Source organism: Flammeovirga sp. SJP92, from assembly GCF_001583495.1.
Taxonomy (GTDB): Bacteria; Bacteroidota; Bacteroidia; order Cytophagales; family Flammeovirgaceae; genus Flammeovirga.
In genome coordinates, this window is record NZ_LQAQ01000015.1 from 198,180 (window position 1) to 220,802 (window position 22,623).

Genomic DNA, 22,623 nt, shown 5'->3' on the forward strand with positions numbered 1-22,623 from the left:
ATTTGTTTGTTTCAATTAGCAAATATGCTCTTATTATTATCAGAATTCAAATAAAAGCAGGTTTTCGTGCTAATATTTCTTCTTCAGGGTAGTCATTAATTGTTATTTTTTCAATTATATGCCCTTTTTCTATGGATTGAATTTTCACATGATGATTGGTAGCAACCATTCCTATCGGTGAACACACACCATCATAATCAGAGGCCTCTTCGCTATCCAACATAATGACTAGCCGGTCTGACACATGATAAGGATCTGCTCCTACAAATGAAAGAAAACCATATCTGTGAGGTTTTGTATTAAAATCCACTCTGGTCAATGGACGGTCTGAAAAAGGAACGAATTCTCTTTGAGGACCAATTTTCGTCACACCATCCTCTACTGTAAATTCAACAATCCATTGATCATACACATTCGCTTCTACTAGGTCTCTAAACCTTTTTGTTGCAATGGGTGCATCTTCTTCTTTAAAAAGAAAAAAATCATACTGTTCACCATTAATCAGAAACTCTGCAATCAGCATTCAAATAATGTTTTACCCTGTACTAATTTTTGGCAAATATACTGATTTAACAATAAGAATTTGCAAAAAATAAAAGCCTAACTGCATTAAGCAATTAGGCTTTCCTTTTAGTAGAATGATTTCATAAATTAATCTTGCACTAAGAATTTAAATCCAATACCATGAACGTTTAATATCTCGATTGTAGGATCATCTTTTAAGTATTTTCTCAAACGAGACATGAATACATCCAAACTACGACCTTTATAGTAATCATCATCACCCCAAACTTCTTGTAAGATATACTCACGTTTGATCAATGTGTTACGGTGGCGATGCAAGAATCTTAATAATTCTGCTTCACGAGTCGTAAGTTTTCTTGTGTCTTCACCAATGCTCAATTTCTGGTAAGGGAAATCTAAGATGTAATTACCAATATTGATTTGGTGAGGATCGTCTTCGTTACCTACTTCAACTTTAGGCTCAGACTTTTGACGCTTCAAAATCACCTCAATACGAAGCAATAATTCCTCTACGTTTACTGGTTTAGTAACATAGTCATCCGCACCAATTCTGAACGCTTTAATTTTGTCTTTCGGTAGATTGTTAGAAGACATAAATAAGATCGGAATGTATGGATCTTTTGCTCTAATTTCTTCAGCCAAAGTATATCCATCTTTGTGTGGCATCATAACATCCATGATTATCAAATCATAGTCTGCTTTGTCATATTCTTTCATGCCTTCCACTCCGTCTTCGGCATGGTTTACAGCATAACCTCTGATGTCTAAATATTTTTTCACAAGTGAGGCTATAATTCTATCATCCTCTACTAGAAGAATCTTCACTGCATCCATAGTATTATTAATAAGTTTTATGTAATGATGTATATATATATTGTTTTACTTTGTACAAAACAGATATACGCAATAACTACTCAGAAGTTTTAAATAACAAGTTTAAACAAATGTTAATTGCGTAAAAAATGTTATAATACAATTTATTCTTGGTGATATTCATCACTCTTCCTCGTTAAAGAATATCATGTAATAATTCATATTTCTCTCAGAATCATACCCTTTTTCCACATTTTGCTCATTTCCGCTAATGGTGATATTTATCTTCTTATCTAATTTGATAATACTTTTAAATTCTTTCTTAGACTTACGAACGGCCTCCTTGGAAACCTTGAACTCATCAAATACAGGTATTTCTTTTTTCTCTTGAAAATCGACCTTATATTCTTGAAATGCCTCAATTGCTTCAGGCTCTTCAATCACATTATTTTCGAAATCAACCACATTAAAATCCTCTTTTTCGTTGAAATACTTTAAAGATCGATTCAATAAGTCGATTTGAGCAGGCTTTTCTACGGCGTGATCTTCATTAAACACTTCCTCAACAAAACCCACACACATATCTAAATAGTTTTTTGTATGAAAGAAGTTATCCTCTCTAGGTCTCAATTGAAGATAAGACTCTTTCCAATATAATGCCTCAACAGACCTTGTGGGACTGTCTTTCAACATTACTTTGAATCCTTTCTCCTCTTCACACTTAAAAATCAGACATCCTTTATCCAATTTTTTCACACTGACACCTTCACTTTGCTCCAATTCGAAATTACCCACATCTGTTTTATCTCCAACAGTCAAAAACATTTCTTTATGTTCTGCCTTAAACAAACCTATAGCATCTACAACATCTCCGTCAACCACGCAATCTCTCAACACTGCAACAAATAGCTCACCTCCTTTTATCCTTGGATGAGTTGAAGCTTCAAATAAAAGTTCGGCCATTTCTCTAGAACGGGTCATGAATTGCTCATAAGGATTTGAGAAAATAGCTTCTGTAGCAACGTATACTTCATTGTCTGTAAATGACTCTGTACCTTCAGGCGCCGCAAAGTGATACATAGGACCAGGTTTGAAAGACTTCAAGAAGTAGTCCATTACTGATTTATATAACGGACTGTAGTTTTCAATTTCAATTTCAAACTCTGCCAACTCTATCGGCTCCTCCTGTGTCTTATTACCCACTTTATGTATTACTAACTGGGATAACTTTACATTGGATAAATCAAATGATTTTATCTTGCTCATTTATAAATATTAAAGGGTATTATAGGAGAGTTCTTCTCCGCACTGAAATTCCAAAAAACTTTCAATATTAACAAATTGAACTTACATTCTTTCATCTCCAAATCACAAAAAGAGTCTTACACCTCTCTATCATGCAGTTATAAATATATTAAATTTTACAAAAAAGACATACAGATCCTTTTCATAATTCGTCATCTTTTTCAAAAAGTATAGATTAGAATGCTGTTTTGTTATAAAATTTCAAACCGTTACCCCTCTGTTCTAGAAGTTGATAGTAAATATTAATATTTCCCAATAATGGTAATCAGCAGGATTTTCTTTGTTTTATATCTCATTTTTTTGAAATTTGGAACTCAACTTTGAGTATTATTAATTCAATATAAAATGGATCAAGAAAAAAAACCTGAGAATCAAATCAACATTGAGTTGACTGATGATGTAGCTGAGGGAATATATGCCAATTTAGCAATGATTGCCCACTCTAATAGTGAGTTTGTTGTAGACTTCATCAGAATGATGCCAGGTGTACCTAAAGCAAAAGTTAAATCTAGAATTATCCTGACTCCAGAACATGCTAAGCGCTTGTACATGGCTCTTCAAGATAATCTGAAGAAATATGAGGCTCAATTTGGGCCAATCGGAAAAACTGATGAAGCTCCAAAATTTCCTATGAACTTTGGGATGACAAATACTGATCCTCAGTAATTTTTGTATGTAAAAAAAGAAGGGATGCTTTCAAAGTCATCCCTTTTTTTGTTATCCTACTTTCAGTCCATTCAACACCTCTTCATCTGTGGTGAGTAATGTAACTCCATCTTTTCCCAATGTTCCTAAAACAAGACATTCAGACATAAAATTGGCAATCTGTTTAGGAGGAAAGTTGACAACAGCTATTACCTGTTTTCCCACAAGGGTGTCTGGTTTATACTTCTCTGTAATTTGGGCTGAAGTTTTCTTAACTCCTAATTCTCCAAAATCGATAAAAAGTTTGTAAGCTGGATTCCGAGCTTCTTTAAAAACCTCTGCTTTTGATATCGTACCCACTCTCAAATCGATCTTTTTAAAATCGTCCCAATTTATTGCCATAATTTAGCTTTTACGGTTTATGATTTTTTTCACTGATCCGTCTCTATTTAATTTTGCTTCTACAGTAGTAAGTACTTTAGCTCCATAAGAATTCACCTCTCTGTATTTCATCATTACATTAAGATATTTCCCCTTTTCAGTAATTAAAGTTCTTACATGCTCAAAACTTTCTGGATCATTCATATCTTTCTTCACATATTCTACAAAAACACCGACCGCTCCTTCATCATCTAAAAGGTCTTCCAACTCTTCTTTTAATTTGATTTCCTCTGCTAGACTTTCCGTTGTTTTTATATCATAATCTTCATCCACTTTGGAAAGTACATCTTTAGCATCATCAAATTTTTTATCATTCATCAATTCAATCACTTTTTCAACCTTAAGTTCGTTGTCCAATTGAATGACTTTCTTTTCAAGTGCATCTACTTTTTTTCTATTGTAAGTAGTATCGATTTTTGCAAAGTATACTTTGGTTTTGCTAATGTTTCGCTCTTTGAGGTAATTTTTGGTTTTACTGATGTTTTCTTCATTCACAACAACAAATAACTTTTCCTTTATTACCTCTACTTGATCTGCTTTGTAATCTTTATCTATAAGGTCAATATACTTTTGACATGACCCTAGCCATTTTTTTTGTAAACAAACTTTAGCATTGGCAAGAGCAACCTCATTCAACTCTTCCTTTAATAATAATACACTATCTGGCTTGTAGTCATTTGCTATAAGGCTCAATTGTAATTTTGCTTGAGACAAACTCTCCACTTTACCTTGTTTGATAAACTTCTGAATACTTACAAAGCGACTGTCATCAAACTGTAAAGTATTCTTTATTTCACCGGCAAAAAAGAAGTAAGAAACTGTGCCTACAAACAAAAGAATAATAACACCTAAAAAATATAAAATAGCCTTTTTCATGGCAAGTTCTGTTAGTTTAATTATAAGTTCTAAATATGTTATGAAAATAAGAAAAACATTCTCAATTATAAAAACTTTGTCAGTTTGTGTTATTCAACACCCCAATAATACATTACCAGAATATAAAGGTTGGCTCATCTTTCCTGAAGGTTGAAATCAAAAATTATTCATATTCATTCTAATTAGTCGAAACTTTTTAAAGAACAAGTCAATCAAAAAAAACGGCCAAAATAAAATTTCACACAAATAACACAATGCAAAATTAAATATAACCATTTTAACATCTAAGTATACATATCTAATATTTGATTAAATATATCACAATAAACGAAAATGTATTCACAGTAAATTAACAATCTTATAACACTGATTACAGTTAATTTTTGAAAGAAAAAAGCCTTACCGCTTTGGATAATTATAGAAAAACTTCATATATTTATATTATAAAACAGCAATAAGAAATAGTTTTTGGGTTATTAAAGGAATTAAAAAGTCAATGGTCTTACCGTTGACTTTTTTTTATTTCACATCATCTTCGTAACTGATTGCATGTAGATTTAAACCGGATGCAGGTGCTACGTACCCTAATTGAGTCTTATTATCACTAATTTGTAATGCGGTTTTAATATCATCTAAAGTCAATTCTCCTTTTCCGAGCATAAAGAGTGTACCAATCATAAGCCTCACTTGGTGCCTCATAAATCCTTTACCGTGAACATGGAATATATAACTTTTCTCAGGAAAGAAAGAAGCTGACATTACGTCATTTTCTTTAATTTCACAATAGTCAATTGTTCTGATTAATGATACTCCTTCTTTTGGTTGTTTGCAGAAGCGACCAAAATAATGCTCCCCTACGTAAAGCTTAGCTCCTTCTTTCATTAATTCCAAATCTAAATCATGAGTAATATTGGTCATGAAAGGAGCGCAAAAAGGATGGTTTTTCTCCCCAAATGAAAAGAGATACTGATACTCTTTCAATTTAGAGCTTTGAATAATATTAAATTCATCTCCAACCTTTTGAATGGATAAAGCCCTGATGTCATTAGGTAAATTATTATTGAACATCTCGAAGAATTCTTCTTCATTCAACTCTTCCCACACGAAGAGTTCAAAAGCAGAATGATTGGCTGAAACGTAAGTATCAGTTCTAGATGTCCCTAGTGTTTTGTATTTTATTTCACCACCCAACACAAAATTGATGGTCTTGTTGATCATTCCCTGTACTGTCTTCAAACCCGGTTGAACCATCCAGCCGTGAAACCTATAACCTATATATTGTATCTCAATTAAATAATTATGTCTTTGTTTTTTCATGAGTTCAATAAATTCACAAAAGTTAGGAACTGTAAGTATTTACATCACTAACTTATTATTACAATCTTTCGTTTTTATACCTAAAACAAATTATTTCAATATGGTAAAATTAATAGATGGTGATCAGATCTTTGGTACATTATGGGAAATATATTTAGAAGCTTTTTCTCCGGCAGAAAGGCGTTCTAGAAAGGATCTGTTAGGCAACATGGAATTGGACAACTACTATTTCAATGGTATTCAGTTCAAAGACAAAAATTGTGGCTTAGTTGGGTATTGGGTATTTGAAGAATTTGTATATATAGAATATTTAGCCATGAAATCTTCAAATAGAGGTTCAGGAGCCGGCAGTAAGTTTTTAGAATTCTTTATTGAAAAGTTTAAAGACAGAACGATTATTCTTGAAGTTGAACATCCTGTGACTAATATGCAGAAAAGAAGGGTGAACTTTTATAAAAGAAATGGCTTCTTCTACAATAAAGGATCTTTTATTCAACCCCAATACAATGAAGACATTAAAGAAGAAGTGGAATTGAATATTATGTCCTACCCTGTAAAAATGGAGAAGGAGAAATTAGAAAAAACCAAAGAAATACTTTTCGAAAAAGTCTATTAAAAAATAAGGTCGTCTTTGAAAAACCAATGACGACCTTATTATATATTATAATTTCACTAAAACTCTTCCACTTACTTGTCCTTTAAAAATAGCATTGATTTTCTCCTCAAGCCCTTCTAATGACACTTCTTCAGAAATCTCTTCTAAATTATTTGGCAACCAGTCTTTACCGACATTTTCCCAAACTTTAATTCTTTCTTCTCTTGGGAAATTTTGAGAATCAATTCCAATCAAACTTACCCCTCTTAGGATAAATGGAAAGACATTGAGAGGCAAATCAAATGATGCCGCATTTCCACAACAAGTTACAACTCCAAGCGGATTTGTAGCTTTAATTGCAGTAGCTAAATAGTTACCTCCTACAGTATCAATAACTCCAGCAAATTGAGGTTTTAACAACGGACGCTCACTTCCTTCCAAGAAAGCTTCTCTAGAAATGACTTCTGAAGCTCCAATACTTTTTAAGTATTCTGCTTTATCTGCTTTTCCGGTAACAGTTACTACTGAATAACCCAATTTGTTCAAGATGCTCACTGCAATACTACCTACACCGCCAGTTGCTCCTGTGACAAGAACATTTCCATCATTTGGAGAAACTTTGTCAATCAATTTATACACTGACATTGCCGCCGTCAAACCTGCAGTACCCATCATCATACTTGATTTAAGGTCCAGTCCTTTTGGCATTGGAATCACCCAAGACGCTGGAACTTGAATGTACTCAGAAAAACCTCCCCAAGTATTCATTCCTAAGTCATAACTAGTCACAATTACTTCATCTCCTTCATTTAAATCTGATGATTTACTAGATACCACTGTACCTGAAGCGTCGATACCTGGTGTGTGAGGATAATTTTTTGTAACTCCTGGCTTACCTAAAGCAGAAAGTGCATCTTTATAATTTAGAGAAGAATAAGCAACTTTTACTAGTACTTCACCTTCTGGAAGATCACTAATTTGTTTGGTTTGAATAGAAGTTGAAAATTCTTTTTCACCAACTTTCTCTGATACAAAAGCCTTGAATGATGTCATATGTATAAATGGATAAATAATTACGGTTAATATTTATCGCAATGTAACTGAGGTGACATTATTATTCGGTGACAAAAGTAAGTGTTTGCTTTACTTCTTACATATATTATATTAATAATACTTATTGTACTACGCCAAAGCATTTCAATAAAGGCAGATAAAAATTCACTAGCTTGCTTCACTATCTTTCTTTGGATATTCGTAAAACAGTTCTTTCCCTTGTCCAAGGTTTTTCCAAGAATCTGCCTTCTCAAATTCGATAGCCACAACACCTGATGTAGGAATATTTTCAAGGTAATCATCAGGTAAAAAATGATTTCTAAGATCCGTGATCGCTGGATTATGAATCACCAGCATAATATCTTGAATATGATCATCAAAATCTTTTATTATTTCTAATATCTCATCATAAAATGCCTCATAGAAATCTTTTTCAAAATGTAATTTTTTACTAAGAGTCTCAGCTACTTTCTCGGCTGTTACTTTCGTTCGTTTTGCAGGAGAACTAATAATAAGTTCCGGTTTTACCGACTTCTCAAATAAAATCTCTGAGATTTTAACTATATCATTTTTCCCTCTGCTATTTAAAGGACGGTCAAAATCAGAAATTATTGGATTTTTCCAACTTGACTTTCCATGACGCATTAATATTAACCTCTTCAATTTCTCTTAATCTTAATTTTATACTAAATTACTTCTGATTTTTGTATAAAAAAACCCGACAGGCGTTATATTTGATATTGTTTGCTAAGTTTAAGTACTCATGCAAGTAATTTTACTCAAATCCAATATACTATTATTCAATAATTAGCCTATTGGTAACATGGCTTTGATGAAGACATGTTCTTACGTCTCAATTTTATTAAAACTCTATCTATTCTGTTGAATCAAATTCGTAAATACCTAAGTTTAATTGTTGTATTCATCACTTTGTGTTTTTCTGATCTTTATGCTCAAGTGGAAACACCAAAGTATGTCAATGAATACCTTGCTATCGGTGTCGGTGCAAAAGCATTGGCCATGGGTAATTCTCAAACAGAATTAGTTGATGATGCCACATCAGGCTATTGGAATCCTGCTGGTTTATTGAATATTGAAGATAAATACACGGTTTCTCTTATGCACGCTCAATATTTTGCGGGCATTGCCAACTATGATTTTATAGGGTTTGCTACAAAAATTGACCAGCGTTCTGCCTTGGGTATTTCAGCAATTCGATTTGGTGTTGATGATATTCCAGACACTAGATATTTATTTGACCAAGATGGATCATTGAATTGGGATAATGTCAAAAGTTTCTCAGCTTCTGATTATGCTTTCCTTTTTTCATATGCAAGACAATTCCCTCAATTACCCAACGTAAGATTTGGTGCCAACGCTAAAGTGATTTATAGAAATGCAGGGCAATTTGCCAATGCTTGGGGTTTTGGTTTGGATTTCGGTTTTCAATGGTCCAAAAATAATTGGAAGGTTGGTGTCACTGCAAAAGATATTACTGGTACATATAATATTTGGACATATAATCCTGCCACTTTTTATGATGTTTTTGCGTCTACAGGCAACACTATTCCAGATAATTCAATTGAAGCCGCTACTCCTCGCTTAATTATAGGTTTAGCAAAGCATTTTCCTTTATGGAAAAGAAGTAATCTTGAAGATGCAGAGGAGTTAATTGGCATGTTAGTTTCAATAGGCGCTGACCTCACTTTTGATGGACAGAGAAATACCGTTGTAAAAACAGACCTTATGAGTTTGGATCCTCATGCAGGCATTGAGTTCCACTATCAAAAAATGATCTTTTTAAGAGGTGGAATTTCTCAATTTCAGTACATTAAAGAATTTGATGGTTCCGAAACACTTGAATATTTACCTAGTTTTGGAGCAGGATTAGCCTTCAAAGGTTTTACCGTAGATTATGCATTGACCAATATTGGGGACATTTCAACAGCATCGCTGTATTCCCATATTTTTAGTTTGAAAGTAAATTTCGGACACTCCATAAAACGAGCTGAAAACACTCCAAAAAGCGACAAATACTACTAAATAGTTAATATTCAGTCACATTACTCATCAAAAATTGGTTTATTTTACGTTTATTTATTAAAATTACAGTATCGATGTTATTACTGCATTTTTTATTTTACTGATGAAACCTGCTTACTTACTTATACTAATTACTATCAAATTTACTGTACTATCTATTGGACTGAGTATAACAAACTGTAAAGCTCAAAATTTTGATGCACCAAAAATTCAGATCTCTCAGGATAATAACTCAAACAGTAACAAGTGTAAATCTCTTTATGAGGTAAATAACACCTTACAAAAAGATCCATTGAATTCTAATGCCCTATTTTTGAGAGGCAAAATAAAGATTGAAATGGGAGCTTTTAAAGGTGCTCAGACTGACTTGTCTCTAGCTTTAAAAGATTTTAAAACAAAACATAGAAAAGAGATTTTCTATTTAAGAGGTCTTTCCTACTACATGGAAAATGATTTCTTAAATGCCATCTCTGATTTTGATAGTGTAATCTATTTGCATCCTCATCATATTGATGCATTATGGAAAAAGGCTCAATCCTATTATTTTTTAGGTGCTACTACTGAAACTATTGCCACATTGGATACCATTACGGTAATCAACCCTGACAATCCTATCACATGGCATGACTTGGGTGCTTTATATTACAAAAGTGATATGCTTGATAAAGCAAAAGACTGCTTTACTAAATCCTTGATTCTAAATCCTCGACTTTCCATCTCCTACAATCATAGAGGGATTATTTATGAAAACCAGGAACAGTATTCTATGGCTTTTGATGATTTCACCAGAGCTATTCAATATGATAGTTCTAACGTGGATGCCTACAATAATAGAGGATTAATTTATATGCTTTTTGAAGATTACAGTCAAGCTGAAAGTGATTTTTCTGAAGCGATTTTACACAGTGAAGACACCGCCAAAGAAGCGCTCAACAACAGGGCTTTAGCGAGATGTATTTTAGGCAATTATGAAGACAGCTTAGAAGACATCAACGATTTAATAGATAATTACCCTTTTTACTCCAAAGCCTACATTACAAGAGGCGACATAAAAGAATACATGCATGACGATAGTGGCGCTTGTTCTGACTGGCAAAAAGCGGCTGAATTAGGCAACTTGATTGGTATAAAATATACCCAATCGGCATGTCATTAAAAACCTAAACTATGAAGCAATTTTATTTTTCGCTCTATATTATAATTTTTTCTATAAACTTCACATGGGCTCAAGAAACAACCAAGGATAGCGTTAATTTGACACAAAACATGGTCTCGCTAAGTGAAAGTGATATGACTTTTGTCAAAAGGCTTATCACATTAGGAGATAGTTTATTTTTTGAATTGAATCAACCTGACGAGGCATTTAAATATTATCTTGGTGGTTACGATTATTTAGCAGAAGACCCTACTTTAAATATGAAGATAGGCCAGTGCTTCTTGGCTTCTGTGACCGAGGAAAAATCGAACGCAATACCTTACCTTTTGAAAGCTATAGAATTGAATCATGAGAAACATGCCCCCGATGTGTTGTATTACTTAGGACAAGCTTATCATTTTGACGAGCAATGGGATAATGCACTGATTTATTACAATAAGGCAAAAGTGAATATGGCCAAGAATGAACTTCGAAAAATCAATAAGAGAATTGAGGAAGTTACTTATGGCAAGAAAGCCTATTCAGAAATTCAGAAAAATATAATCATCAGAAATCTTGGACCACAAGTAAACTCCAAATATTCTGATTTTTGTCCTTTGGTAGATGCAGTAGAAAAGGATCTTTTTTTCACTAGTAGAAGACATGAATTCAGATCCGATAATCCTGATATAAGAACTCATCTTTCAGAAAACATCTATTTCAGTCAAAAGCAAGACTTTAAGAATTGGAGCAACCCACAACCTCTTAAGGATCCATTAAATTATGATGGACACACAGCAACAGTATCAATTTCAATGGATGGAAGTGAGATGATACTTTTCAGAGAAGGAAATCTATACATATCCTACAGAGAAGATACTTTATGGACCAAACCAAAAAAGTTACCTAACACAATAAATAGTGTTTATGTAGAAACTTCTGCATGTTTGAACTACAGCATGGATACTCTTTACTACGTCAGCAGTAATGAAGAACTGTCTATGGGTGGGCTAGATATTTTCATGTCGGTCAAAGGAGATGACGGCAGATGGAAAAAAGGAAAATCTCTAGGACACATCATTAACACCGAATATGACGAAGAAGGTGTCGCCCTATCAAGGGATGGCAATACACTTTACTTCAGCTCTCGCGGACATGACTCCATGGGCGGTTATGATGTATTTAAATCAACCAAAGATTTCCAAGGAAACTGGAGTAAACCCGTCAACTTAGGTGCACCAATTAATACCCCTCATGACGACGTTTACTTTATGATGCGTGCAAATGGAAGACATGCCTATTATTCTTCATCAAGAAAAGGAGGGTATGGCGAGAAAGATATATATAGAATTACAATTATTGACCACAAAAAGGAATTATCGATTGCTAAAAAAGAAATCGACTTCTTGCTTCTAGATAAAGATTCTTTAAATACTTCATTTGCACCAAAAGATATTGACCACTTAAAAGAAGTAAGAGAAACGGCATTAAATGCTACAGTTGATCTATTGAAGACGATTTTCCAAGTTTCAACTTCCAAAATTGAGTAGTCTTTGGTGATGAATAAAGAATTATTTTGAAGTAAAAAGTGGCGGGTAAACATGAAGTTGTTATTTTTGCACTTCAAATTGAAAAATTATGATTTACATCAATAGAAGAGAGTTCTTTAATGCAGCTCACAAGCTGTACAACCCTAAGTGGACAAAAGAACAAAATGAGGCGTTTTTTGGACCTTGTGCGAATGAGAATTGGCATGGTCACAACTTCGAGATGCTTGTAACCGTAAAAGGTGAGCCTGATCCAGATACAGGATATGTAATGAATATGAAGGATTTAGGTAAAATCATGAAAGAAGAAATCATCGATAAAGTGGATCACAAAAACCTGAATATGGATGTAGACTTCTTAAAAGATAAAATGACAAGCTGCGAGACACTAGCAATGGAATTTTGGAAAATTTTAGCTCCAAAGGTAAAAGATTTCGCTCCAAATGCTGCACTTCATTGTATTGAATTACATGAAACAAGAAAGAACTTTGTTCAGTATTACGGAGAGTAATCACATTTGCTACAATGATATTTATGAAAGGATGCTTTAAATAAGCATCCTTTTTTTATTTTTGTAATATAAGTACCAAGTCAAAATTGGCATTTCACCTTTCAGACTCGATACAAACATTTTTTCACCATACCATTTACAGATGAAATATTATTTGATAGCAGGAGAGAAATCAGGAGATTTACATGCTTCCAACTTAATGAAAGAGATACTTCAAAATGATCCGGAAGCTGAATTCCGTTTTTGGGGTGGTGAAGAGATGCAAAAAGTTGGAGGGGAATTAATTCATCATTATTCTGAAATCTCATTTATGGGATTCTTAGAGGTTGCCAAAAACTTGATGACCATCAGAAGGTTTATGAATTACTGTAAGAAAGATATTTTATGTTGGAAACCTGATGTAGTGATCTTAGTCGATTTCTCTGGCTTTAATTTGAAAATTGCAAAATACGTTAAGCCAAGAGGTACTAAGGTATTCTATTATATCTCTCCAAAAGTTTGGGCTTGGAATCAAAGCAGAGCTAAAAGAATAAGAAATGTAGTCGACAGGATGTTTGTGATCATGCATTTTGAAAAGGCATTCTATAAAAAATATGACTACGATGTAGATTATGTTGGCAACCCATTGTTTGATGCCATCAATCAATTTACACCTTCCCCTACTTTTTTAGAAGACAATAATCTTGATCCTAATAAAAAGATCATTGCCATTCTTCCTGGAAGTAGATATCAAGAAGTCAGCTCTATCATGAACACCATGCTGACTATCATTCCTAAATATGACAGCAATGAATTCCAGTTTGTGGTAGCTGGTGTTGAGCACCTTCCTTCTGAGCTTTATGATGAAGCAAAAAAACTTGGGGTTAAAGTGATCTTCAATCAAACTTATGATTTGCTAACGAAGGCTACTTCTGCAGTAGTTACTTCGGGAACTGCAACACTTGAAACGGCTTTATTTGAAGTACCTCAAGTGGTTTGTTACAGAACAAGCCCAGTTACTTACAGTATCATCAAAGCTTTAATCAAAGTTCGTTTTATTTCTTTGGTGAATTTAATTGCGGACAAAGAAGTGGTAAAAGAACTTATTCAAGGTGAATTTACTACTGAAAACCTTGAGAAAGAATTGGGTTATACTTTAAATGAGAAAAGAGAAAAAATCATTCAAGATTACAAGGAGATGAAGACCATGATCAAAACGGAAGGAACTTCTAAAAAGGCTGCATCTTTGATGTATAAATACTTAACGGAAGGTATTCCTGAGCAGAAGTTTTAATTTCAACTCTGATTATACTGAAACAAAAAAAACTCATTCCTAACTAAGATTAAGAATGAGTTTTTTATTTAAGAAGTATTTTATTGTTTCACAACCAAATCTCCCCTGCCTTTCTTCTTATATTTTGATGGAATTTTAAAAGGCATCTTCTGAGCCTCTACCTCCACTTCTATTTTTGAGAAATTCAATTCTACAGTTGTTTCGGGCATTACTTTATCTTGATTTCCTACCCCAACCTTTACAAGAGAGTGAAAAGGTGCAGACTGATCAGTTCCATTGACAACAGGCTGGAAAGTATCATAATCAATCGTTGCTACTTTCTTTTCCTTTTTCAAAAGCACTGCAATTTTCTCTAACTTTTGAGAAGTTCTATTGACTGATGCAATTGATTCTAAACCTTTATCCTTTCTCGTTAAAAGAAAATCTTCTTCTTCCATTTTCACCCTCGATTCTTCAAAAGAAGCAGGTAGATCACCTGTAAAAATTGACTGTAATAAATCGTAATCAATACGAGTTCCCAACAACAATTCTACATCATCATAGCTTAGTGCATACGCTTCTTTTTCCATTTTCAAAAGAGCAAAAACACTATCTTTTGTTGCTAAGACTCTTAGTCCTTCAATCTTTGCCACACGCATTGACATCCACATCTGTTTGTCTTTTTCAATACGAGTATCTACAGCCAATTTGGTTTCTTTTCCTTTGCTGTTGAAAATTAATTTCCCTTTAGTAGAAAGATAGGTATACTCTAAATTGCGTACATCTAGTTCTGAATTCTTATCACCTGAAGTGGTTGAGGTATACTTAGGCTGACAACCAAACATTGCTACAATTAGCGATAAGAGTAAATATTTTTTCATGATAAATTAATCCGCTTTAAACTGACACTTTCAATATCGCAAGTGTTAAACCGAAAGGAATCACTTGAAACATTGTAATTTACTTCACATCATAAGCCCACGATTTAAGTCGTGGGCTTATGATGTGATGAAATTTTCTTTATTCAAAAAAAGGCAACCGCACATGTACGATTGCCTTCTAATATAAGCATTATCTTCTTAGAGTTTTGCTAAAGCTTCTTCTAATGCTTTGATTTTACTCTCTGCATCTTCTTGCTTCTTCTTCTCTGTCGCAACAACTGCTTCAGGAGCGTTAGAAACAAAGCGTTCGTTCGACAATTTCTTTTGAACTGAAGCTAAGAATCCTTTAGTGTATTCTAACTCTTTCGTTAACTTTTCTTTTTCAGCTTCTACATCAATTTGATCCGCCACGTCAATGAAACATTTGTCTGACTTGTATACAAACTGAGTAGCACCTTCTACTTCTGCATCTACCATTGTCAATGACTCAAGGTTCGCCAACTTCGTAATGATACCACCGAAGCGATCATACACTGTTGTGTCTTTTGCCAATACTGACATTGGAAGTGCCACTTTAGGACCAATTTGCTTTTGGTTACGTACATTTCTCACTTGAGAGATTACTTCAAAAGCATCAGAAGCTTGTGCTAATAATTCCGTATCGAAAGATTGTACTGTTGGGTATTCTGCTACTACACAAGCCTCACCTTCTTGTCTATCCTTGATAGCATGCCAAATTTCCTCTGTTAAGAATGGCATGAATGGATGTAACAATCTTACGATTTTCTCGAAGAAATTGATTGTTGCCTCTAGAGTAGCTTTGTCGATTGGAGAACCGTAAGCAGGCTTCACCATCTCTAAGTACCAAGAACAGAAGTCATCCCATACCAATTTGTAAATTGACATCAATGAATCTGACAATCTATATTTCTCATAGTTTGCTTCTACGTCTTCCAATACTTGATTGAAACGAGACTCAAACCAATCGATAGCGATTTTATTAGCTTCCGGTTGTGCTTCTTCGCTTACTTCTAAACCTTTTACTAAACGTAAAGCGTTCCAGATTTTGTTGGCGAAGTTACGACCTTGCTCACATAATTTCTCATCAAACAATAAGTCATTACCTGCAGCTGCTGATAATAATAACCCAACACGTACACCATCCGCACCGTAATCTTTCATCAAGTCGATTGGATCTGGAGAGTTACCTAATGACTTCGACATTTTACGTCCTTGGTTGTCACGAACAAGACCTGTTAAATAAACGTTCTTGAACGGTAATTCACCTTTCCACTCATAACCTGCGATGATCATACGAGCTACCCAGAAGAATAAGATATCTGGACCAGTTACCAAATCATCTGTTGGATAGTAGTAGTTGATTTCCTCATTTTCAGGTTGAGTAATACCATCAAATACTGAGATTGGCCATAACCAAGAAGAGAACCAAGTATCCAATACATCTTCATCTTGAGTCAATTGCTCTAAAGTGATTGAAGGGTCTTTTTCTTGAGCTAAAGCTAAAGCTTCCTCAGTAGTTTCTGCTACTACATACTCTCCATTTGGAAGGTAGAAAGCTGGAATTTGTTGTCCCCACCATAACTGACGAGAGATACACCAATCTTTCACATTTTCCATCCAGTGACGGTACGTGTTTTTGAACTTCGCAGGGTGTAATTGAATGTTGTCATTCATTACATTTTCTAAAGCAGGCTTTGCAATTTCTTTCATAGAAACGAACCATTGCGTAGAAATACGAGGCTCGATAACAGCACCTGTTCTTTCAGAAGTACCTACTTTATTTTGAAGTTCTTCAACCTTCACTAAGTTACCTAGTTCTTCAAGGTCTTTTACAATCTCTTTACGAACTACGAAACGGTCTTTACCGTCATATTTAGCACCTGCTTTTGCATTTAAAGTACCATCCTCTTCGATAATGTCAATCACCTCTAAGTTATGCTTTAAGCCTAACTCGTAGTCATTGATATCGTGAGCAGGAGTTACTTTCAAACAACCTGTACCAAATTCAATATCTACATAGTCATCACCAAATACAGGAACTTCTCTTTCTGTAGTAGGGATGATTACTTTTTGACCAATTAAATGTTTGAAACGCTCATCGTTAGGGTTCACACAAACTCCAGCATCGGCAGGAATTGTTTCAGGACGAGTTGTAGCGATAGTAACAAACTCCCCATCTTTACCTACGATTGGGTATTTCACATAATAAAGCTTCGAGTTGACCTCTTTGTGGATTACTTCCTCATCTGATAAGGCTGTTTTTCCTTGCGGATCCCAGTTTACCATACGAGCACCTCTGTATACCCAACCTTTTTTGTAAAGGTCTACGAAAACTTTGATTACGGCTTTAGAAAGCTCGTCTTCCATTGTGAAACGAGTACGGTCCCAGTCACATGAAGCACCTAACTTCTGTAATTGGTTTAAGATGATTCCACCGTATTTTTCTTTCCATTCGAAAGCATATTTCATGAACTCGTCACGAGAGATATCAGACTTGTTGATACCATGCTCTTCTTTCAACATCTTTACAACTTTAGCTTCTGTTGCAATAGATGCGTGGTCTGTACCAGGTACCCAACATGCTTCATAACCTCTCATACGAGCACGTCTTACTAATACATCTTGAATAGTATTATTCAACATGTGGCCCATATGCAACACACCAGTGACGTTTGGTGGTGGTATGACGACAGTAAACGGCTTCTTTTCAGGATTTGGCTCCGAATGGAAGTATTTATTATCTAACCAGAATTGGTACCACTTGTCCTCTATGTTTTGAGGATTGTACTTTGACGCTAGCTCCATAGCTATGATTTAATAATTACAAAAACTAAAATTATAAAGTAAATCCATGAAATGACCCATGAATTCAGATCTGCAAAGTTAAACAAAAAAGCAGATTGAAATTAAGATTTGGGTATTAATAATTTAGAAAATAACGAAGCTTATAAAGTAAGGTTAATAAAGAGCTAGTTTTCAATATTTTACGATTATTAAATAAAAGTTTATTGATATAAAACAGAGCTAAAAAACACCGAAATAGACAGAATAATTATCATTTAGTTAATGAAAAACAGTTCATTATTAGAAATCACCACCTGCTCCTCCTCCATCAAAATCGCCACTATTTGAATCCCCACTACCCCCTCCATCTGAAGATGAAAAAAATGTTGAATGTGTAGAATTAATGCTATTCCTTCTTACAATCTTAAATATAATAAGTGAGGCACCCACAAAAACAGCAATGAAACTTAAAAGCCCTGAAAACTTATCAAATGGATTACTTTTCTCTTTTTCTTTCTTAACCACTTCTAGGCCCTCAAATTCACTAATAGTAGATAAAACTCCTTTTTTATAATTGGATACCTTTAAATTTGGAATCAAAAACTTATCTACATACACCTTTACTTTTGCATTTGGAATCCTTCTTTCAGTTACCTTGCTTGTCGCTACAAAAACAGATCTATTTGCAATGGAAATCAAAATCAATACACCTTCACCATAATGGGTTTTACCAACATTCCAGTAATTTGCTAAAGCTGAAGCTAAATCCTTTTTGTCAAAGCCATTCAAATCTTGAACAAAACAAACTGCATATTCTATATTGGAAGTTGAATTGATCGATGAAACTTTCTTTCTTAAAATGTCAAGATCGCTTTTTGATAAAAAATTAGCATAATCATTTACTACCAAGTTTTCTTGAAACGTTTGATTCACATAATTATCAACAGTACTAGCTTTTATAGCTATTGACCATAAAAGAAGACATAACAAGAAGTTTACCTTAAGAGATGTAATTATTAATTGAAACATAAAAAGTTTATAGTTGTTAGTTTACTTTATTATTTTGATTGACTTTATTAATTCCTTAATCACAAGAAACACACCTCCCTGCCTCATCAAAGAAATCTGCAGATCTATCACTATCATTTGCGTTATATCTACAACAAGCTGTTGAACGACCGGACCATCTACCGTTTGTAATTTTATCATATTTCAATGGCACGACTAACTTCCCTGATTTTGCATCAATACAACCCATTTTACCATTCAACTGCACTTTGATCAGACCACATTCTAATCGCTCCATTAAGTCATACCTTTGCCCTCCTAATAATTGTCCACTTGGGGAAGTAAATTGCTTTTTTCCTTCTTTGGTCGTACCAATTGTATATCCATCTTTTAATACCTCAACACTTACAAACTCCAAAGGGATCACTGCACGCCCTGCATAATCTATCAAACCTTGTGCAGTATTATTCGACACCAAATAAAATGCTCCTTTCTTCTTAATCGCATTATAGTTGTATAACTTTTTAATCCCTACCGTTGGATTTTTCATCACATAAGCATAGTTATAATCGGGTGATATGCTTAATGCGGTTTCGATATAGGAAGCGGACTTTCTGTAATCTTTTCGACCAGTAAAATATAATCCATATTTATAGTCAAACCAAGGGGTATCGGGCAACATATCTTTACCCATTAAATAAAGTTCTTTCAATTCCTCTTCCTTATTGAGTTCTACATAAGTATTCCACAAAAGTTTATAATTCTCTAATTTATATGGGTTTTTCAACAAAGACGCTTTAGTACATGATTCTAATGTTTTTAAATCTTGCTGAGCATATGCTACATATCCTAAAAAGACATCTAAGTCTGAAAACTTTCCTCTTTTCTGAGTATACTTTACCGTATATCCTTTAGCTGAAGAAACATTATTTTCGATTTGGATTGCATACTGTGCTTTATACCTCAAAGCAGTGGCATTAAAAGGATCTAAAATCAACGCTTTATCCAATAATGAATTAACCTCATTACTGGACTTTTTGAACACAAAATCATATTCAGTATACAATTTACCAAGCTGAGCCTTTAATTCCGGTGAAGTAGGATAAACATCTATTCCATCTAGTAAAGTCTTTTCTGCTAACATCAACTTGTCTTCGGTTTGAGTTTGTCTGTCATAAATCTTTGTCCAAAACCTAGACTGTACTGCATATCCTTTTTCTGATATTTTAGGCAGTTTACTACTTTGATTTACTAAAGCTAGGGCGTCTTTCAATTGCCCCAAAGCCAACAACACCTCCAACTTCATTTCCCAAACGCCAGGGTCATTTGGTTGAATTTCCTCCATTTTTTTGACCAACTCCCAAGCCTTTTGGTAATACCCCATCTTTACATAGATGTTTGCTTTTCCATAGTACCCTTTTATGCCATTGGGAATAATTTTTATAATTTCCTCATTCTTATTTAACGCTTCCTTATAATTTTCCTCCTTCAGGTAAGTATTTACCATGGTATTTTTAGGTTCAGTCCACGTTGGCTTTATTTCTTCGGCTTTTGCTACAGTTTCTTTTGTCTTTTCCAGCTTCATTAATTTCTGATTGATCAAAGCTATTCCATTGTAAGGGTATGCGACATCAGGGGTTACCTGTAATATGCGCTCTAAATAAGAAATAGCTAAAGGAAAATCTTTCAAATTATTTTCTACAATGATCAAATACGCTTGAAGAAACCACCTTCTTACATTGACCATTTCCACTAACTCTGCATCACCTCTGTACAGTTTAGTAGCATAGTTTAATTCATAAATGGCTTCTTTGATTTCTAAAGCAGAAGGCGTAATACTTTTCCCCAAAACAAAAGGAGTAATTATTTTTTGAGCCTTGTATTGTAATGCAACCGCTAATGCATTTTTGGCATCATTTCGTTCTCTTTCACTTAGTGACTTATCTTTCTGAATTTTATCATACCATTCAGAGGCAAAAGGAATAGGAACTGCAATTTTTGCATTGACAATAGAAGAATTACTCACCGATGCGACAACTTCTGGATTACTACTCCACTTAAAATTCTTTCCTAAAGGATGATTCCCTGCCAGTTCGATATTTCCTTCCACGACATTGATAAAAAATAGGTTTGAATTTTCACTCAAGACCAGTAAATAGTTATCATTCAGCTTTGTCAGTTTGTAAGGCTTTTCCTTATTAGGTAAACGAAAATCTTTGATGGTTTTCCCATTGGAAGTATGAATAGATCGAATGGTAGTATAATTAATACCTAGAAGAAGGTTTCCATTATTCATAAAAACCATTTTTTGGCCTGCAGATAATTTTGAAGATGAAATCAAAGAAAAATTAGCATCTAAAATCGACACTTCTCCTTTTTCGTTCATTACAGCAACCCTGTCTTCTACATCACTTAATGCAATCGCTCTTACTTCTCCTTTTATTCTATATTCTTTTTTAGGGTTTTGATGAGCTGAAAAAGTAAATACATTCCCTTTCATATCCCCAGTATACACTTTAGTCTTAGTAGAAATTGCTAATGCTGTAACCTCTGCTTTATGATAATTCTCAGATTTCAATTCCGTCTTCCCATCGTAAATATGGATCTTATTACTTTTATCAGAAAACACAAATTGATCTCCTTTATAATCAATTAATTTAGGGTAATTCTGGATCGAAAATGATTCGATACTTTTTTGTTTATCATCAAAAAGTTCTACGGTTTTACCGTTCTTAACGACAAGGACTTTTTGATCACCAACCGCAACATGAGAAACTTTTCCCAATTGAACGCCATTAAAAAATTTGATGGCTACCTTTTCTTTATAAGGAAGAAACTTTGGATGTAAAATCCGGTCTGAGTCAATGGCTTTATAAAACGATTTTATCAGTGTAGATGTCTCTTTACCGTCTGTACTATTACCTCTGGAAGCTACTGAACCTGACAGCAAATTGTAATTATCTTGCTTTACAAGATCCAACATTTTTTCATCGACCTGCATCAACACATCACTCGAATTCCCTTTATACTGTGGCACTTGCTTGAACTCTGTATCTGTACTTACTTTACTACTGATGTACAACCCTAGTTCACCGTGCAATATCTTCTTATCTCCACTTTGGTCCGCTTCTCCCATTAACCCTCTTAAAAAATAATAGGTAAAGGCACCATGACCACCACCCCATTGAGAACCTTCCTGTGACAACTGGTTTGGACCACAGGAAACATATTTGTAGGTATTGTTCCAGTCCTTCATCAAAGCATTGATCGTTGCATTTGTATTGTCAGTTTTTGTAATATGACCAGACCTACAGGCATCAGTGACAAGTAATACTTTGAAATCGTTATCAGCGGTATATTTTAAAATTTTATTTTGCAAACGAGGAATTTCAATTGCCCCTCCAATTCCCCATTCATGACCACCTTCCTCTGGTGCTACAGCATCATTTGTTATAAGGTAAGCCGATCCATCATTATCTACATCACCATGACCAGCAAAATACAGTATTACGAGGTCATTCTTTTCTGCATTTTTCAGAATATCCAGAAAGGTATGTTGTACTTTACCAGAAAAAGCGTCCTCATTAGTCAATAGCTTGATATTTTCTTCTTTGATAGAAGTATGTTGCCTTAAAAACTTAGCAAATGCTTCTGCATCATTATCAGCATACCTTAACTGTGATTGTTCTGGATAATTTTCATATCTAGAAACCCCAACAATTAATGCTTTGATTGTATTTTGGCTATTCTTCCCCTCTTGTAATACAAGGCCTCTCGAACTCGTATCTTGACTCAATAAAGAAAAGGAAGGAAGTAAAAAGAGTAATAAGTAAAGGAAATAAGTTTTCACTATTCGGTAGTTTGTATTGGT

19 protein-coding genes are annotated in these 22,623 nt (G+C 34.1%); 7 read left to right on the forward strand and 12 right to left on the reverse strand.

Features of this window, described 5'->3' with window-relative positions:
- Positions 1-46: 46 nt before the first annotated feature.
- From AVL50_RS02150 to AVL50_RS02160, 3 genes are all read right to left on the reverse strand, one after another.
- Positions 47-523: a hypothetical protein gene (locus tag AVL50_RS02150; RefSeq protein ID WP_062614832.1), complete on the reverse strand. Its 477-nt coding sequence runs from the start codon at positions 521-523 to the stop codon at positions 47-49.
- A gap of 128 nt (positions 524-651) precedes the next feature.
- The gene (locus AVL50_RS02155) at positions 652-1,359 is read right to left on the reverse strand and encodes a response regulator transcription factor (protein ID WP_044201675.1); all 708 of its coding nucleotides are present in this window, start codon (positions 1,357-1,359) and stop codon (positions 652-654) included.
- A gap of 162 nt (positions 1,360-1,521) precedes the next feature.
- The gene (locus AVL50_RS02160) at positions 1,522-2,604 is read right to left on the reverse strand and encodes a nucleoid-associated protein (RefSeq protein WP_063850510.1); all 1,083 of its coding nucleotides are present in this window, start codon (positions 2,602-2,604) and stop codon (positions 1,522-1,524) included.
- A 384-nt stretch (positions 2,605-2,988) separates the two neighbouring features.
- Between AVL50_RS02160 and AVL50_RS02165 the strand changes: the two genes are divergently transcribed.
- The gene (locus AVL50_RS02165; RefSeq protein ID WP_062614835.1) at positions 2,989-3,309 is read left to right on the forward strand and encodes a DUF3467 domain-containing protein; all 321 of its coding nucleotides are present in this window, start codon (positions 2,989-2,991) and stop codon (positions 3,307-3,309) included.
- Between the two features lie 51 nt (positions 3,310-3,360).
- Here AVL50_RS02165 and AVL50_RS02170 read toward each other — a convergent pair whose 3' ends face one another.
- From AVL50_RS02170 to truA, 3 genes are all read right to left on the reverse strand, one after another.
- Positions 3,361-3,690 carry a tRNA-binding protein gene (locus tag AVL50_RS02170; protein ID WP_062614836.1) on the reverse strand — a complete coding sequence of 110 codons (330 nt, stop codon included), beginning with the start codon at positions 3,688-3,690 and terminating at the stop codon, positions 3,361-3,363.
- A 3-nt stretch (positions 3,691-3,693) separates the two neighbouring features.
- Positions 3,694-4,605, reverse strand: a complete 912-nt coding sequence (locus tag AVL50_RS02175; RefSeq protein WP_062614837.1) for a hypothetical protein — start codon at positions 4,603-4,605, stop codon at positions 3,694-3,696.
- A 519-nt stretch (positions 4,606-5,124) separates the two neighbouring features.
- Entirely contained in the window at positions 5,125-5,922 is a 798-nt protein-coding gene (gene truA, locus AVL50_RS02180) for a tRNA pseudouridine(38-40) synthase TruA (RefSeq protein ID WP_062614838.1), read from the reverse strand.
- A 100-nt stretch (positions 5,923-6,022) separates the two neighbouring features.
- Between truA and AVL50_RS02185 the strand changes: the two genes are divergently transcribed.
- A complete protein-coding gene (locus AVL50_RS02185; protein WP_172826744.1) occupies positions 6,023-6,538 on the forward strand; it encodes a GNAT family N-acetyltransferase in 516 nt (171 codons plus the stop codon).
- A 45-nt stretch (positions 6,539-6,583) separates the two neighbouring features.
- Here the strand turns inward: AVL50_RS02185 and AVL50_RS02190 are convergent, their stop codons facing one another.
- Both AVL50_RS02190 and AVL50_RS02195 read right to left on the reverse strand, forming a co-directional pair.
- Entirely contained in the window at positions 6,584-7,570 is a 987-nt protein-coding gene (locus AVL50_RS02190) for a YhdH/YhfP family quinone oxidoreductase (protein WP_062614840.1), read from the reverse strand.
- Between the two features lie 168 nt (positions 7,571-7,738).
- Positions 7,739-8,233, reverse strand: a complete 495-nt coding sequence (locus AVL50_RS02195) for a histidine phosphatase family protein (protein ID WP_063850511.1) — start codon at positions 8,231-8,233, stop codon at positions 7,739-7,741.
- Positions 8,234-8,452: 219 nt separating this feature from the next.
- Here AVL50_RS02195 and AVL50_RS02200 point away from each other — a divergent pair, with 219 nt between their 5' ends.
- From AVL50_RS02200 to lpxB, 5 genes are all read left to right on the forward strand, one after another.
- On the forward strand, positions 8,453-9,613 hold the full coding sequence (locus AVL50_RS02200; protein ID WP_253764243.1) for a PorV/PorQ family protein: 1,161 nt from the start codon (positions 8,453-8,455) through the stop codon (positions 9,611-9,613).
- A 103-nt stretch (positions 9,614-9,716) separates the two neighbouring features.
- Positions 9,717-10,769, forward strand: coding sequence for a tetratricopeptide repeat protein (locus AVL50_RS02205; protein WP_062614842.1), 1,053 nt, complete (start codon positions 9,717-9,719; stop codon positions 10,767-10,769).
- Between the two features lie 110 nt (positions 10,770-10,879).
- Positions 10,880-12,298 (forward strand): PD40 domain-containing protein, encoded by a 1,419-nt coding sequence (locus tag AVL50_RS02210; protein ID WP_172826745.1) that lies wholly within the window; start codon positions 10,880-10,882, stop codon positions 12,296-12,298.
- Positions 12,299-12,386: 88 nt separating this feature from the next.
- Positions 12,387-12,806: a 6-carboxytetrahydropterin synthase gene (locus AVL50_RS02215; protein WP_062614844.1), complete on the forward strand. Its 420-nt coding sequence runs from the start codon at positions 12,387-12,389 to the stop codon at positions 12,804-12,806.
- A 142-nt stretch (positions 12,807-12,948) separates the two neighbouring features.
- Positions 12,949-14,079, forward strand: coding sequence for a lipid-A-disaccharide synthase (gene lpxB / locus AVL50_RS02220; RefSeq protein ID WP_062614845.1), 1,131 nt, complete (start codon positions 12,949-12,951; stop codon positions 14,077-14,079).
- Positions 14,080-14,159: 80 nt separating this feature from the next.
- Here lpxB and AVL50_RS02225 read toward each other — a convergent pair whose 3' ends face one another.
- From AVL50_RS02225 to AVL50_RS02240, 4 genes are all read right to left on the reverse strand, one after another.
- On the reverse strand, positions 14,160-14,939 hold the full coding sequence (locus AVL50_RS02225; RefSeq protein ID WP_082795623.1) for a DUF4292 domain-containing protein: 780 nt from the start codon (positions 14,937-14,939) through the stop codon (positions 14,160-14,162).
- A gap of 198 nt (positions 14,940-15,137) precedes the next feature.
- Positions 15,138-17,765 (reverse strand): valine--tRNA ligase, encoded by a 2,628-nt coding sequence (locus tag AVL50_RS02230; protein WP_062614847.1) that lies wholly within the window; start codon positions 17,763-17,765, stop codon positions 15,138-15,140.
- A gap of 279 nt (positions 17,766-18,044) precedes the next feature.
- Positions 18,045-18,773 carry a YgcG family protein gene (locus tag AVL50_RS02235; RefSeq protein ID WP_062614848.1) on the reverse strand — a complete coding sequence of 243 codons (729 nt, stop codon included), beginning with the start codon at positions 18,771-18,773 and terminating at the stop codon, positions 18,045-18,047.
- Between the two features lie 55 nt (positions 18,774-18,828).
- Positions 18,829-22,602, reverse strand: coding sequence for a caspase family protein (locus AVL50_RS02240; protein ID WP_062614849.1), 3,774 nt, complete (start codon positions 22,600-22,602; stop codon positions 18,829-18,831).
- Between the last annotated feature and the right edge of the window lie 21 nt (positions 22,603-22,623).

Bases quoted from the DNA above. Each gene is read 5' to 3' on its own strand.
- AVL50_RS02165 (WP_062614835.1), top strand. From the start codon at position 2,989: ATGGATCAAGAAAAAAAACCTGAGAATCAAATCAACATTGAGTTGACT.
- AVL50_RS02170 (WP_062614836.1), bottom strand. From the start codon at position 3,690: ATGGCAATAAATTGGGACGATTTTAAAAAGATCGATTTGAGAGTGGGT.
- AVL50_RS02230 (WP_062614847.1), bottom strand. From the start codon at position 17,765: ATGGAGCTAGCGTCAAAGTACAATCCTCAAAACATAGAGGACAAGTGG.
- AVL50_RS02150 (WP_062614832.1), bottom strand. From the start codon at position 523: ATGCTGATTGCAGAGTTTCTGATTAATGGTGAACAGTATGATTTTTTT.
- AVL50_RS02175 (WP_062614837.1), bottom strand. From the start codon at position 4,605: ATGAAAAAGGCTATTTTATATTTTTTAGGTGTTATTATTCTTTTGTTT.
- AVL50_RS02210 (WP_172826745.1), top strand. From the start codon at position 10,880: ATGGTCTCGCTAAGTGAAAGTGATATGACTTTTGTCAAAAGGCTTATC.
- AVL50_RS02235 (WP_062614848.1), bottom strand. From the start codon at position 18,773: ATGTTTCAATTAATAATTACATCTCTTAAGGTAAACTTCTTGTTATGT.
- AVL50_RS02155 (WP_044201675.1), bottom strand. From the start codon at position 1,359: ATGGATGCAGTGAAGATTCTTCTAGTAGAGGATGATAGAATTATAGCC.
- AVL50_RS02205 (WP_062614842.1), top strand. From the start codon at position 9,717: ATGAAACCTGCTTACTTACTTATACTAATTACTATCAAATTTACTGTA.
- truA (WP_062614838.1), bottom strand. From the start codon at position 5,922: ATGAAAAAACAAAGACATAATTATTTAATTGAGATACAATATATAGGT.
- AVL50_RS02160 (WP_063850510.1), bottom strand. From the start codon at position 2,604: ATGAGCAAGATAAAATCATTTGATTTATCCAATGTAAAGTTATCCCAG.
- AVL50_RS02225 (WP_082795623.1), bottom strand. From the start codon at position 14,939: ATGAAAAAATATTTACTCTTATCGCTAATTGTAGCAATGTTTGGTTGT.
- AVL50_RS02185 (WP_172826744.1), top strand. From the start codon at position 6,023: ATGGTAAAATTAATAGATGGTGATCAGATCTTTGGTACATTATGGGAA.
- lpxB (WP_062614845.1), top strand. From the start codon at position 12,949: ATGAAATATTATTTGATAGCAGGAGAGAAATCAGGAGATTTACATGCT.
- AVL50_RS02215 (WP_062614844.1), top strand. From the start codon at position 12,387: ATGATTTACATCAATAGAAGAGAGTTCTTTAATGCAGCTCACAAGCTG.
- AVL50_RS02190 (WP_062614840.1), bottom strand. From the start codon at position 7,570: ATGACATCATTCAAGGCTTTTGTATCAGAGAAAGTTGGTGAAAAAGAA.